The 12,977-nt window shown below is 63.8% G+C and carries 10 protein-coding genes; 3 read left to right on the plus strand and 7 right to left on the minus strand.

The genetic code is table 11. The features are described from left to right. Positions 1-18 precede the first annotated feature (18 nt). A complete protein-coding gene (locus ABID19_RS08410) occupies positions 19-1,134 on the plus strand; it encodes an FAD-binding oxidoreductase (RefSeq protein ID WP_354490645.1) in 1,116 nt (371 codons plus the stop codon). Between the two features lie 92 nt (positions 1,135-1,226). Here ABID19_RS08410 and ABID19_RS08415 read toward each other — a convergent pair whose 3' ends face one another. The 6 genes from ABID19_RS08415 to ABID19_RS08440 form a co-directional block, all read right to left on the minus strand. Further along, positions 1,227-1,973 (minus strand): FAD-binding oxidoreductase, encoded by a 747-nt coding sequence (locus tag ABID19_RS08415; RefSeq protein ID WP_354489617.1) that lies wholly within the window; start codon positions 1,971-1,973, stop codon positions 1,227-1,229. Then, positions 1,970-2,581: a molybdopterin-dependent oxidoreductase gene (locus ABID19_RS08420; RefSeq protein ID WP_354489618.1), complete on the minus strand. Its 612-nt coding sequence runs from the start codon at positions 2,579-2,581 to the stop codon at positions 1,970-1,972. Before ABID19_RS08420 ends, ABID19_RS08415 begins: the two co-directional genes overlap by 4 nt. Positions 2,582-2,689: 108 nt before the next feature. Then, positions 2,690-4,225, minus strand: coding sequence for a DegQ family serine endoprotease (locus ABID19_RS08425; protein WP_354489620.1), 1,536 nt, complete (start codon positions 4,223-4,225; stop codon positions 2,690-2,692). A gap of 644 nt (positions 4,226-4,869) precedes the next feature. Then, positions 4,870-5,595 (minus strand): MBL fold metallo-hydrolase, encoded by a 726-nt coding sequence (locus tag ABID19_RS08430; RefSeq protein WP_354489622.1) that lies wholly within the window; start codon positions 5,593-5,595, stop codon positions 4,870-4,872. A gap of 16 nt (positions 5,596-5,611) precedes the next feature. Continuing rightward, a complete protein-coding gene (locus ABID19_RS08435) occupies positions 5,612-6,778 on the minus strand; it encodes a diphosphate--fructose-6-phosphate 1-phosphotransferase (RefSeq protein WP_354489623.1) in 1,167 nt (388 codons plus the stop codon). A 100-nt stretch (positions 6,779-6,878) separates the two neighbouring features. Then, the gene (locus ABID19_RS08440; protein ID WP_354489624.1) at positions 6,879-7,652 is read right to left on the minus strand and encodes a L,D-transpeptidase; all 774 of its coding nucleotides are present in this window, start codon (positions 7,650-7,652) and stop codon (positions 6,879-6,881) included. 205 nt (positions 7,653-7,857) lie between these two features. Between ABID19_RS08440 and ABID19_RS08445 the strand changes: the two genes are divergently transcribed. Then, the gene (locus ABID19_RS08445; RefSeq protein ID WP_354489625.1) at positions 7,858-8,481 is read left to right on the plus strand and encodes a LysE family translocator; all 624 of its coding nucleotides are present in this window, start codon (positions 7,858-7,860) and stop codon (positions 8,479-8,481) included. A gap of 66 nt (positions 8,482-8,547) precedes the next feature. On the opposite strand, the gene ABID19_RS08450 is transcribed toward ABID19_RS08445, so the two are convergent. Continuing rightward, positions 8,548-11,388 carry an autotransporter family protein gene (locus tag ABID19_RS08450; protein ID WP_354489626.1) on the minus strand — a complete coding sequence of 947 codons (2,841 nt, stop codon included), beginning with the start codon at positions 11,386-11,388 and terminating at the stop codon, positions 8,548-8,550. Positions 11,389-11,614: 226 nt separating this feature from the next. Between ABID19_RS08450 and ABID19_RS08455 the strand changes: the two genes are divergently transcribed. Beyond that, a complete protein-coding gene (locus ABID19_RS08455) occupies positions 11,615-12,937 on the plus strand; it encodes a tetratricopeptide repeat protein (RefSeq protein WP_354489628.1) in 1,323 nt (440 codons plus the stop codon). The last annotated feature ends 40 nt before the right edge of the window (positions 12,938-12,977 follow it).

A 12,977-nucleotide genomic window follows, 5' to 3' on the forward strand; every position in this document is an offset into this window, starting at 1 on the left:
CGTGAAGAGATGAACGCAATGACGGATCTCGGGCTCTACCGCCATCTCGACGATATGGCGCCCTGGAACGACAGGCTCCAGGTTCTGGAAGTGATCGGCGTCAGCGACGAGGCGCCTGACGTGAAGACCTTCACCTTCCGCTCCGACAACCAGACCTGGTTCCGCTACAGACCGGGGCAGTTCGTGACGCTGGAGCTGCCGACCGCCGACGGACCGCTAATGCGAACCTATACGCTGTCGTCCTCGCCGTCGCGGCCATTCTCGATCGCGGTGACGGTGAAGGCGCAGGCCGGCAGCGTCGGCACGCGCTGGATGTTCGACAATCTCAAGCCCGGCGTTCACGTGAAGGCCTATGGGCCGGCGGGCGACTTTTCGCTGCACAGCCATCCCGCGGCCAAATATCTGTTCATTTCGGCCGGCTCCGGCGTGACGCCGATGATGTCGATGCTGCGCTGGCTAAACGACTGCGCGCCCTGGACCGATGTCGGCTTCGTCAACTGCGCGCGAAAGCCCGAGGAGATCATCTTCCGCAAGGAACTCGAGCTGCTCGGCAGCCGCATGCCGGGCCTGACGCTCGGCTTCATGATCGAGGAGCGCTCCAGCCGCGAGGGCTGGTTCGGCCATATGGGCCGGATCGACGCGATACGGCTGCCGCTGCTGGCACCGGATTTTCGCGAGCGGGAAATCTTCTGCTGCGGCCCCGACCCGTTCATGCGCGCCGTGCGGCAGATGCTGGAGGCCGCCGGCTTCGACATGACCAACTATCATCAGGAAAGCTTTGCGGCTCCAGTGGTGGAGGAAATACCGGCCCCGTTCGGCTCGCCGGCAAAGGGTGGGCCGGCAGAGGGTGGGATCGAAGCCCCTACCGAGGCCGCAACACCGATCCGCTTTTCGCTTTCGGATATCGATGCCGACTGCGTTGCCGGCCAGACCGTGCTGCAGACGGCGCGCGCTTCGGGCGTGCGCATTCCGGCGGCCTGCGAGTTCGGCCTGTGTGGAACCTGCAAGGTGAAAAAGGTCTCAGGCACAGTCGAGATGAGCCACAATGGCGGCATCCTCGATCACGAGATCGACGACGGCTTCATTCTTGCCTGCTGTTCGAAGCCGCTGTCGGCGTTGGAAATCGAGGCCTGAAAGGCAGGCGCCCAGAGCGCGTCGCGTCTGACCGGCATCATGCGACGCATATCGTTATCGCAAAACCGCGGCACATTTTTGCGCGACATGCATCAGACCCCGTAGCGCTCGGTGCGGATGAGGCCTGCCGGAACGCCGGCATCGATCAGCGCCTGGGCGGCGGCCGACACGAAGGCATTCGAGCCGCAGACAAAGGCGAAACTTGGCGGTGCCGGAAGCCGCATCATCGATTGCTCTATCATCGCAACATCGACCCGCCGCGAATAGTCCGCCGGGCGGCGGGCGGCCTCGCGCGTCAGCGTCAGCACCAGATCGAAGCCGTCCCGGCTAGCGTGGAAATCGATCAGCTCGTCGCGAAAGATCACCTCGTCCCAGACCCGCGCGGAAAACAGCAACGCCGCGGGCACCGTCGATTTCCGCGCGGCACGATGACGGATCATCGCCATCAGCGGCACCACGCCCGACCCGCCGCCGACCAGCAGAAGCGGGCCGCCGTCGCTGTCGGACCAGACGAAGTGGCCGCCGAGCGGTCCGCGCAACTCGACCTCGTCGCCGACCGCAGCGACCTCGTGGAAGAAGGGCGAGACCTCGCCGTCATCGAGCTTTTCGATCGCCAGCTCGATCGTCTCGCCGGCTTCCGGCGCCGAGGCTATGGAGTAGGAGCGGCGCGCCTGGTAGCCGTCCGGCGCCGTCAGCCTGACATCGACATGCTGCCCGGCACGATAGGCGAAAGGCCGCGACGGCTGGAGGAAAAAGCTGGTGACGCGCGGCGTGCGCTTTTCGATGCTGGTGATGGTGACCGTCTGCCAGGGCGACTGCGCTGCCGGCCCGTCGCTCATGGATCGCTCGTATAGCGCTGCTCGCGCCACGGGTCGCCATAGATGTGATAGCCGCGCAACTCCCAGAAGCCAGGCTCGTCGCGCTCGGTGAACTGCAGCCCGTTCAGCCATTTGGCCGATTTCCAGAAATAGAGATGCGGAACCAGCAGCCGCGCCGGGCCGCCATGGTCCGGCGTGATCGGCTTACCTTCATAAAGCAGCGCCACCATCGCCTTGCCGCTGGTGAGGTCCTTCGTCGGCACGTTGGTGGTGTAGCCGTCGAACGACAGCGCCAGCGTGAAGCCGGTCGGCGGCTCGATGCCGGCATCCGCCAGAATATCGTCGACCAGCACACCCTGCCAGGCCGTGTCGAACTTGGTCCAAGCGGTGACGCAATGGATGTCGCGGGTCATCTTGCTCATGGGCAAGGCATTGAATTCGGCCCAATTCCACTTCTTGATCGGCCGCGGCCCGTGCTTGAGCGTGAACGACCACTCCTCGGTGCGCACACGCGGCGTCGGCCCGGCCGACAGCACCGGAAACCCTTGCTCGAGATACTGCCCCGGCGGAATGCGCGCATCCGCATCCGTCGGGGGCTTTCGTCCTGAAGAGAAGCCGCGGGTGACCATCGAGACAATCCGTTTGCTTGAGGCCGTTACCGGCCATCACCAGTCTTCTCGAAGATGCTCTGGCGGGCAACCATAATTTTGGCCGCAACCTCGCGGCAATGCGCCGCTTCAGCCCTTGGCGAGGGGCACGGCGACGAACATCTGCGCGTCGCCGCGTTCGACGAGCAGCAGCACGGACTTCTTGCCAGTCTTTCCGGCCTTGGCGATCGCCTGGTCCGCCTGTCTGGCGTCCCTCACCGGTGCCTGATTGACGGCGACGATGATGTCGCCGGGCTGGATACCGGAAGCCGAGGCCGCCTTGTCAGGATTGACGCTCTCGACCAGCGCGCCGCGCTGGTTGGGCGCCAGGTTCATTGCCTGCCGGACATCCGGGGTGACGTCCATCAGGCCGAGGCCGATCGCAGGAGCACGAAGGCCCGGCTGTGCGGACGGTGTCTCTGGTCCGCCGCCGGCCGATGCCGTCTCCACATCGTCTCCATTGCGCCCGACGTCGACGGAAATTTCGACAGTCTTCCCTTTGCGCCAGACATCGAGCGTTTCCGTGGCTCCCGGCGCGACGTCGGCAACGGCACGCGACAGGTCCTTGGGGTCCTTTATCTCTTGGCCGGCGAAGCTGGTGACGACGTCGCCGGTCTCGACCCCGGCTTTTGCTGCCGGCGAGCCGTCAGTGACCTCGGAAACCAATGCACCGCTGGGTTGGCCGAGACCGACGGCGCTCGCCACATCCGGCGTCACCGGCTGGATCTGAACGCCGAGATAGCCATATTGGATGGAGCCGCCCTTCATCAGCTTGGCGACGACCTTTTGCGCCTGGTCCGACGGGATGGCGAAGCCGACGCCGACGCTGCCGCCATTCGGCGAAAAGATCGCCGTGTTGATGCCGACGACATTGCCGTTCACATCCATCAGCGGACCGCCTGAGTTGCCGTGGTTGATCGGTGCGTCGATCTGAATGAAATCGTCAAACGGCCCGCTGTGCAGATCGCGGCCGCGCGCCGAGACGATGCCTGACGTAACCGTGGTGCCGAGACCGAACGGGTTGCCGAAAGCAAGCACCTGATCACCCGGCATGAGCTTGTCGGAGTTGCCCCATTTGACGGTCGGCAGGTCCTTGTCGGATTTGATCTTGAGGACAGCGAGGTCGTTCTTGGCGTCGCGGCCAACCAGTCTGGCAGGAAGTTCGGTACCGTCGTCGAGCGTTACCTTGATCGACGTGGCGCCATCGATGACGTGATTGTTGGTGACGATGGTGCCGTCGGCGGCGACAATGAAGCCGGAGCCGAGCGCCTCTGCGCGAGGCGCCTGCTGAGGTGGCGTCCTGGGGCCGGGCAGTCCCTGGTCGCCGAAGAACTGACGGAAATAGTCGTCGAAGGGTGAACCGTCGCCGAAGGGAGCAGCATCGCTCATGGTCTCCGACTGTGCCTTCATGACTGTGGTGATCGTCACCACTGCCGGTTTGTCGGCCGCGACGATCGGGGCGAACGATCCATTGGGTACCGTGATGCCGGTGACGGGAGGCGTTACTGTTTCTGCCAGAGCACTACTCAGCTTGGGGGCGAGGGGCACGATGAAAGGGCTGACGATCAGTGCGGCGCCCAGCAAGGCGGCGACGCGATGTCTGCGAAGAATGTGAATGGGTGACATGGCCGTTGTCCGGGCGAGAAATTGGTTGGGCACCGTGGCGTTCCGGCTGGGGAACCGCCCATTCGGCGTGTCGAGGGTCGCCTTGCCTGTCTCGCCTGGCGCGGCAGCCGACCGGATCGACAGCCCCCGCATCTAGGGCGCCGATTGGGGTTTCCAGATGATATTACGAAGATTTAATATACGGCTGGGTGTCGCCCGCAGAAACCCGAAAACAAAAAACCCGCCTCGGCGGCGGGTCGTAGGCGCAGTCAGCACCATGAATAAATTCCTAGCATAACTGCCGTCACAAGTCAAGCGAAATTGTTGGCAACCAGAGCCCAATCGCCTGGGTGGCGGTGGTTGGCGAAAGCCGCGATGACCGCCACTCCCCCCTTGCGGGCAGGGCAATCGCATATGGCGCTCCCCCTCTCCGTCTCGGCTTCGCCGAGCCACCTCTCCCCCACTTTGTGGGGGCGAGGAACCCAAGCCTTCAAGGCCGCGACGTCGGCGGTTGGCGTTTCCTCACCCCCATGGAATGGGGGAGAGGTGGCCGCGCAGCGGCCGGAGAGGGGGCTGGCGCTGCCGTATGCGATTGCCCTGCCCTTGCGGGGGTGATCGGCGGCTTCGCCGACGGCACCTGCCCCGCATCTCTTCCCGCCCCGCCCCTATGCGCCGATCCCGTCAGTCCGCCTGAGATAGGCGGTAGCGATCTCGCGCATCCGTTTAGCGTCGAAGCTTGGGCCGTGGCCGCCATGGCCGATGCGTATCGGCAAATCGAGCAGCCGCTGCATGGTGCGGCGGTAGGCCGGTCGGTCGGAGTCCGGCAGGTCGTCGATCAGCATGGCGTCGTAGATGGCGTCGCCGGCGAAGAACAGGCCGTCGGCCTCATCGAACAGCGCGATCGAATCGGGCGAATGGCCGGGCAGATGCAGCACGCGGAACTGCCTGTCGCCGAGATCGACCAGATCGCCCTCGTCAAGCGTTCGCGTCAGCGGGGCCGGTGGAATTTTGTAATCGGCCGCTTTCCAGCCGGGCGCCGGCAGCTTCGAGACGGCGCCGTCGAGATCGTGGAACATGTGGGCGTAGGTGACCGCTTCGTCCATGCTGTCGAAATGCCCGGCACTCATCCTCGGACCCGCCCGCGAGGGGAATTCGTGCAGCGAGCCGACATGGTCGAGATGGATGTGGGTGGCGACGACGAGCAGCGGCTTGCCACCAGGCGTGTCGATCTCCGGCGCCAGCGGGCGGATGCCCATGCCGGTGTCGACAAGCAGGTCGACGTCGCGGCCGCGCATATGCCAGATGTTGGCGCGCACGAAATCATGCACGAACGGCTCGGTCAGCATCGTCGTTTTGGCGTCCACGACGGTCTTGCTGAACCAGTCAGTCATCACAACAGATCCGGCATTAGACGAACGGCTTCCCGACCTTATATTTCTCGGGGACCAGCCGCTTCAGATAGGCCCTGCCCGCATCGGAGAGCTGGTTGACATCAGGCTTCATGAAATCGTCGGGCATGTGGCGCGTCTTGCCGGCGACGTTTTTCAGCGGCACTTTCCTCAGCACGGTTTTCTTGCCGTCATATTGCAGCGCTACCGAACCGCCGCCCTCCTCCGCCACCTTGACGGCGAAAGCACCGGCGTCGAAGGCTTCTTGCGCATCGACGGCGCTGATGGCGCCGACATAGCCGCGCGGCATGTAGCCTAGCGCATCGACGCGTGCCCGCTTGCCCGGCAATCCTTCAGCCAGCGCACGTTCGAGGGCGGCCGGCAGGTCGCTGCCCGACAGCTTGACGTTGCCATGTGCGTCGCGCTCCAGTTTGTCCGGCGGGACGAGGCTTTCGACCAGCGCCTTGCCGTCGGCGGTGCTGACGCCTTCGGAGACGGCAACGATGCAGCGCTTATGGCGATCGAGCGTGGCGCGCACGTCGTCGATGAAGCTAGCTGCCGAGAACGGACGCTCCGGCACATAGACGAGATGCGGGCCGCTGTCGGGGTCGAGCTGCCATGCTGCAGCGGCCGCGGTAAGAAAACCGGCGTGCCGCCCCATGACGATGCCGACATAGATGCCGGGCAGGGCACGGAAATCGAGATCGACCGAGAGAAAGGCGCCGGCGACGAATTCGGCCGCCGATATGAAGCCGGGCGTGTGATCGTTCTCCTCGAGATCGTTGTCGATGGTTTTCGGCGCATGGACGAAAGCCATCTTGCCGCCGGCGGCGTCGGTCAGGATCTGCTGCGTGCCCGACGTGTCGTTGCCGCCGATGTAGATGAAGGCGTCGGCGCCGGCCTTCTTCAGGCCGTTGAGGATGATCTCGCAATAGGCCTCATCCGGCTTGTCGCGGGTTGAGCCCAGCGCGGCGCTCGGCGTCGCCGCAATCAGCCGCAACCGGTCCTCGGCAATGGCGGAAAGATCGACATAGTTGCCGTCGCGGATGCCGCGCACGCCATGGATGGACCCTAGAACCTTCGCGCCGGGATGCCGCTTGCGGATCTCGAGCGCGGCGCCCACCATCGTCTGGTTGATGACGGCGGTCGGGCCGCCGCCTTGCGCGATCACAAAAGTTCCTGGCATCGTTCAGTTCTCCCGAGCAGTGAAATTGCAGGCACATTCGCCTGTCTTGCGAGATCACGCAACGGGAGAGTCGAGCGGCCGCGCCGGCCGCTGTATCACGTCAGACGACGACGACCGGGTTCTTCCTGGAGACGCGGCTGTAGAGGTCGATGATGTCCTGGTTGATCAGGCGAACGCAACCAGACGACATCGCCTGGCCGATGCTCCACCATTCGGGCGAGCCGTGGATGCGGTAGCCGGTGTCCTGGCCGTTCTGGTAGATGTAGAGGGCGCGCGCGCCGAGCGGGTTGTCGAGGCCGCCGGGCTGCCCCCCCTGCCATTTCACCAGTTCCGGTTTGCGGGCGATCATCTCGGCCGGCGGCGTCCAGGTCGGCCATTCCTTGCCGTACTGGATGTTGGCGCGGCCGGACCAGCGGAAGCCCTCCTTGCCGATGCCGACGCCGTAGCGGATCGCGTCACCGCCGGGCTGCACCAGATAGAGCAGCCGCTCCTGCGAATGGACGACGATGGTGCCCGGTTGCTCGCCGGTCGGGTCGACAACGATCTGGCGGCGGAACTCCGGCTTGACCTTGAGGTAAGGCACTTCCGGCAGCGTGAAGCCGCCGTCGGTGACGGAGGCATACATAACACCAGGGCTGGTGATGTTCTTGTCGACGCTGATGCTAGGGCGGACAGGGGTGATCGCGCCGGTGGTGACGCCGTCGAGTTGCAACGATGGCAAATTAAGCGTCTGGCTGCAGCCGGCAACGCCGAGCAGCGCCAACGCCCCGGCGCCGGACAACACGGCGCGGCGGGAAATCTGGTTTTCGGAAATTTCGATTTCGACGGCGTCGCCATTGCACGGCGGCGTCAGACCTTGCGGCAACTCACGCATTTACCCAAACCCTACGCTATCGGCGGGAAACACGGTCCGGCCGGATGAATAGCATTTTCACCAATCATGGTTGAAAAAGCGTGAAGACGTCTTGCCCTGCCTTAACCTGCTGGCCAAACGGTCATGCCGTAGTTTTCGATGCTGCCTCTTTACATCTTCGCCGGGTCAAGGATTTATCCTCTTCTTTGAGCCCAAGGAGACGAGCATGTCCTTCGAAAACTGGGCCGCCTTTGTCGCGGCCTCGACGATCCTTCTTGTCATTCCCGGCCCGACCATACTTCTGGTCGTGTCCTATGCGCTGGGCCAGGGCTGGCGCACCGCGCTGCCGATGGCGGTCGGCGTGGCGCTTGGCGACTTCACGGCGATGACACTGTCGATGCTGGGCATCGGCGCGCTGCTGGCGGCGTCGGCCACCGTGTTCACGGTGCTCAAGGTGATCGGCGCCTTCTATCTGATCTATCTCGGCATAAAGCTGTTTCGCGCCGGTGGCACGCTCAAGGCCGAGCCGCGCCTCGATGCGGTGTCGTCGGCCAAGATGATGGCGCATGCCTGGCTGGTCACCGCGCTCAACCCGAAAAGCATCACCTTCTTCGTTGCCTTCCTGCCGCAGTTCCTCGACCGGCATGCCGATTTCTGGACGCAGATGCTGATCTTCGAGACGACTTTCCTGGCGCTCGCCTTCGCCAACGCTTTCGGCTATGCGCTGATCGCCGCAAGGGCGCGCAACGTCGTGCGCAATCCACGGGCGATCCGCATCTTCAACCGCACCGGCGGCACGCTGCTGGTCGGCGCCGGCATCGCCACGGTGGCGATGCGCTCAGGTAATTAGAGCAAGATGGGGCAGACTCTTTCTTTTAACCGGTTTCCACTTTTCGGGATCATGGTCTAGCCTGCCTCACCATTTAATGCTGAGACCGAGATTGCCCTCGAATATCTCGGTCTCCTCGCCATCGATATCTGTGGTGTAGTCCGCTGTGGCGAAGAGACTGAGCTTCTCGTTGAGGTTGGCCACGATGCCGCCACCGAATTCGAGCGAGGTTCCGCCAAGCTCGGTGGTGATCGGATCGCCGTCGAAAAGGATGGTCTGATCGGCAGAGAAATTGTGCCAGAGATTGGCCTTTAGGTAAGGCTGGATCAGGCTGGCGCCGGTCTGATAATTGCCTTGCAGCCTGAAGCCGACGCGGCCTGTGACAGCATCGTCAGAGTCGAAAGAGACCGAGGAGAAGCTGTCAGCGGAATCGTCCAGCGAAAGGTGCTGCCAGATAATCTGGCCTTGCGGTTCGAGCGTCCATCGATCGGTCAAGGCAATCGGATAGCCGCCTTCGAGCGAAGCGGTGACGCCGGTGCCGTCGATATCGATGCTCTCGCCAGAATTCGATGATGCGTCGCCGTCGAACCAGGTCCCCATCAACACGGCATCGACATACCAGCCCTGCGGCCCGATATGGGTCCAGTAGCCGCCGAAGCTGGTGCCGCCGAGATCGATGTCGCCGACGGCGAGATCGTTCCAGCCAAGCGCCTGGCCCTTCACGTCGCCATCTATGTTGGCATGGCCGATGAAGAAGCCGAAGCGGTCGAAATGGCCATTGTCGGTTTCGCGGCCGAACAGATCCTGTCCGGCCTGGAAACCGAAGAGGTTGCCATCGAAGCTCGGCGCGACAGTGCCGCTCCACCCCATCTCGGTGCTCTGGCCGAAGATCCGGCCCCATGTCGCCGGCAGATAGCCGCCGCCGTGAAGGAGTATCTGCTCGCCACGGCGCTCATGGAAGGTGCCAAGCGTCGACAGCGCAAGATGATGCGCGACCGGAGGCACGACGGAATAGGTCGGTACTTCTATGCGATAGAGCGGAACCTCATCCGCAATCACCGGCGTCGCACCAGGTGTGGGCGGCGTGGCTGTTGGGCCCGGGACAGGCGCCGGGGTTGTGGGCGGCGCGGGAGGCGGTGGCGGCGGCTCGGCTGGCTCGGCCGGCGGCGGTGCAGGCGGCGGCTCCGGTTCGGGATCGCTCACATCGACTGGAGGCGTCGGATCGGTAGGCTCCGTCGTCCCGTCTCCCTCGGACGGCAGCGGAGTGTCCGGCAATTCGGACGCCGGCGGAGGAGGAACGATCTCGGGCTCTTCCGCTTGAGGTGGCGGCGCCTGCGGTTCTACCGGATCTGGAGCCGGCGCCGGTTCCGGCGGCGGACCAGCCGGAGGCGTGACGAGGGTGGAGCGGAGATACCAATTGTCTTCGGTATTTGCCGAGACGCCCCCCTTGAACAGGAGATATTCATAGGCTCCGGCGGCAACGCGGCTGTTGAGCGCGAACGCGCCGCTGTCGGTGGTGCCGTTGTTGATCGCTTCGACGACCATGATGCCGTCCTGCCTGGTGCTGTCGCCGGTGCCGCCGGAATTTATGATATTCATACCGGTGGTCCCGGAGGCCGTTCCGCCGTCGATCACCAACTTGTCGGAGGCCGAGGTGTCGTCGCCAAGCACCGTGTTCAGGAAGATCTGGCCGCCCTCGCCGGTATAATTGCCGGCGATGGTGAATGTGTCGGTCGCGCCGTCGCCACCATTGGTGAGGTCGATGCGACCGGCATTGACGACTTCAGCGAATTGCCCGGCGGTGAAGGCGGCGATACCCCCATTCGCCTGGCCGCCAAAGATGGTGCTGCTGGAATCGACCGTGAGCGATCCCGTGTTCGTTCCAGCATCGCCGAGCGTCAGCGTTTGGTCAAAGATGAGCTGGCTGTCGTTGGTGAGATCGATCGTTTCCCAACTGTCGAACCGGGCAACGTCACCCGTCTTTACGTTGTTGAAAGTGAGAGCGTCGATGCCGGCGCCGCCTGTGATCTGCGGTGTTGCACCGATATTGGCGTCGGTGAGATTGCTGAGCGAAGCCGTGTCTGCGTCCCCGCCCAAGTCGATCGCACCGTAAATGATGCCGCCACCGTCCCAGGTGAAAGTATCGGTGCCGACGCTCATGCGTATTTCGCCGCCGACCGTGCCGCCGGTCACCGTCACGCTGTCAGTTCCGCCGCTGACGCTGATATTGCCGCCGATCGTGCCGTTCGACAGGATGATCGTGTCGTTGCCGAATCCGGTTACGAGATTCTTGTCGATAGTGCCGCCGGACATGTCAAAGACATTGTCGTCGAGCTTCATGTTGACGCGGCCGATGCGGCCGCCCGTCATCACCGCATGGTCACCATCGTCGAAGAAATCGACGATACGGCCTTCAGACATCGTGAACGTGTCGAGGCCGTCGCCCTGGTTGAGCGAGCCGATCTGGCCGCCGCTCATGTTGAAATCATCGATGCCGGAGCCCTGTTGGACATTGCCGGTGACGGTGCCGCCGCCGATGACGAAGGAATCGGATCCGTCGCCTTGGTTGACCCCACCGGTGATGGTGCCGGACTGCATTTCAATACGGTCGGTCCCGGCGCCGAAGGTGACGCTCCCGCTCACCTGCCCGGTGCCGGCGGCGGGAAAAGTCAGCGTGTTGTTGCCGGCAATATCGGTGAGGCTGCCGCCCGAATCACCGCTGTCGCAAGTGAAAATGTCGTTTCCGGCAGACGGGACCAGCATGCAGGCGGCGAAGGCCACAGAATTGGGCAAGAACGCCAGCGACGTAGTTGCAAAAAGACTAATGAACCGCGCACGCGAATAAAATGGCTTTCGCCGCAGCAAAGCAACCGTCGTGTCGACGCGCTCTGAACAGCCGCCCGGCAGCTTGGTTTGTTGGTGCCGCATTGCGTCCCCTCCCGATTCGCTATTTCAAGCCCCCGCCCGATGTCGCAATGAAGCCATAATCCGCTCGGTTTTACAAAGACTAATCTGTGGCTCATGGTTGATAAACTGCAAAGGCGCTCGGATAGGCATGGAACGATTAGTCCAGGTTTCTCGTTGGCGCGCCTGCCGCGGATGCTCTAAGATTGGCTGAAACCTCCGGAATTGTGTCGTCATCGACGGGTAAGACATGGCAGTCAGGGACGCATTCGGCCTGACATTTTCGGGCGCAACCGACACCGGGTTCTCGTCCTACAGCCAGGCTGTCCGCGAGCTGCAATGCTTCGTCTGCGATCCGGTCGGCTCGGTCGACCGCGCCATCGCCGTAGATCCCGGATTCGTCATGGCCCATGTGTTCAAAGGCTATCTCTTCGGCCTCGCCACCGAGCGCGACGCGACGGCCGTGGCCAGGACATGCCATGAGGCGGCGGTGCAGTTTGCCGCGACGACGCGCGAGCGGGCGCATGTCGCAGCGCTCGGCCATCTTGCCGCCGGGCGCTGGCATGAAGCCGCCCGCATCCTCGAAGACCTCGCTATCGAATTCCCTCTCGATGCCCTGGCGCTGCAGACCGGGCACCAGATCGATTTCTTCACCGGCAACGCCCGCATGCTGCGCGACCGCATCGGCCGCGCGCTGCCATCCTGGCAGAGCGGCATGCCCGGCTACCACGCGATACTCGGCATGCAGGCCTTCGGGCTGGAGGAAATGGGCGACTATGCACGCGCCGAAAGGCTTGGCCGCATGGCAGTCGACATCGAGCCCCGCGATGGCTGGGCGCAGCACGCCGTCGCCCATGTCATGGAGATGCAGAGCCGCCAGAAGGACGGCATTTTGTGGATGCGCGCCAACCCGGAAGCGTGGACACAAGAGAGCCTCCTGCAAGTGCATAATTGGTGGCATCTGGCGCTGTTCCATTACGATCTTGGCGAGACGGACGAGGTGCTGGCGCTCTATGACGGGCCGATCTATGGCGAGCGATCGACGCTGGCGCTCAACATGGTCGATGCCTCGGCGATCCTGTGGCGGCTGCATCTCGGCGGCGTCGACGTCGGTGACCGCTGGGCGGCGCTCGCCGCCAACTGGGCGAAGACCGGCGGCGGCAACTACGCCTTCAACGATGCCCACGCGACGATGGCCTTCGTCGGCGCCGGCCAAGAAGCGCCGCTTCGCACGTTGCTTGAGGCGCAGCGCGAGGCCATGCACGGCAATGACGACAACGCCGTCTTCACCCGGGACGTCGGCCATCCCTTGACGCTCGCCATCAAAGCGTTCGGCGACGGCAATTATGCCGAGACGGTACGCCTGATCCGGCCAATCCGGGCGATCGCCCACCGCTTCGGCGGCAGCCATGCGCAACGCGACGTCATCGACCTGACGCTGATCGAGGCGGCGCTGCGTTCCGGCGACCATGCGTTGACAAGGGCGCTTGCCGCGGAACGCGCGCTGGCGCGGCCGGACAGTCCGCTGTCGGCACTGCTCTCGCGGCGGGCGGCCGATTTGTCGGAGAATTGACCGGAGGCGGATCTTGTCTTAAAAACTGCCAAGTCAGATT

Source organism: Mesorhizobium robiniae (assembly GCF_040545535.1).
GTDB lineage: Bacteria > Pseudomonadota > Alphaproteobacteria > Rhizobiales > Rhizobiaceae > Mesorhizobium > Mesorhizobium robiniae.

Excerpts from the sequence above, each read along its gene's own strand:
- ABID19_RS08410 (WP_354490645.1), top strand. The coding sequence starts at position 19 with ATGACGGATCTCGGGCTCTACCGCCATCTCGACGATATGGCGCCCTGG.
- ABID19_RS08415 (WP_354489617.1), bottom strand. The coding sequence starts at position 1,973 with ATGAGCGACGGGCCGGCAGCGCAGTCGCCCTGGCAGACGGTCACCATC.
- ABID19_RS08420 (WP_354489618.1), bottom strand. The coding sequence starts at position 2,581 with ATGGTCACCCGCGGCTTCTCTTCAGGACGAAAGCCCCCGACGGATGCG.
- ABID19_RS08425 (WP_354489620.1), bottom strand. The coding sequence starts at position 4,225 with ATGTCACCCATTCACATTCTTCGCAGACATCGCGTCGCCGCCTTGCTG.
- ABID19_RS08430 (WP_354489622.1), bottom strand. The coding sequence starts at position 5,595 with ATGACTGACTGGTTCAGCAAGACCGTCGTGGACGCCAAAACGACGATG.
- ABID19_RS08435 (WP_354489623.1), bottom strand. The coding sequence starts at position 6,778 with ATGCCAGGAACTTTTGTGATCGCGCAAGGCGGCGGCCCGACCGCCGTC.
- ABID19_RS08440 (WP_354489624.1), bottom strand. The coding sequence starts at position 7,652 with ATGCGTGAGTTGCCGCAAGGTCTGACGCCGCCGTGCAATGGCGACGCC.
- ABID19_RS08445 (WP_354489625.1), top strand. The coding sequence starts at position 7,858 with ATGTCCTTCGAAAACTGGGCCGCCTTTGTCGCGGCCTCGACGATCCTT.
- ABID19_RS08450 (WP_354489626.1), bottom strand. The coding sequence starts at position 11,388 with ATGCGGCACCAACAAACCAAGCTGCCGGGCGGCTGTTCAGAGCGCGTC.
- ABID19_RS08455 (WP_354489628.1), top strand. The coding sequence starts at position 11,615 with ATGGCAGTCAGGGACGCATTCGGCCTGACATTTTCGGGCGCAACCGAC.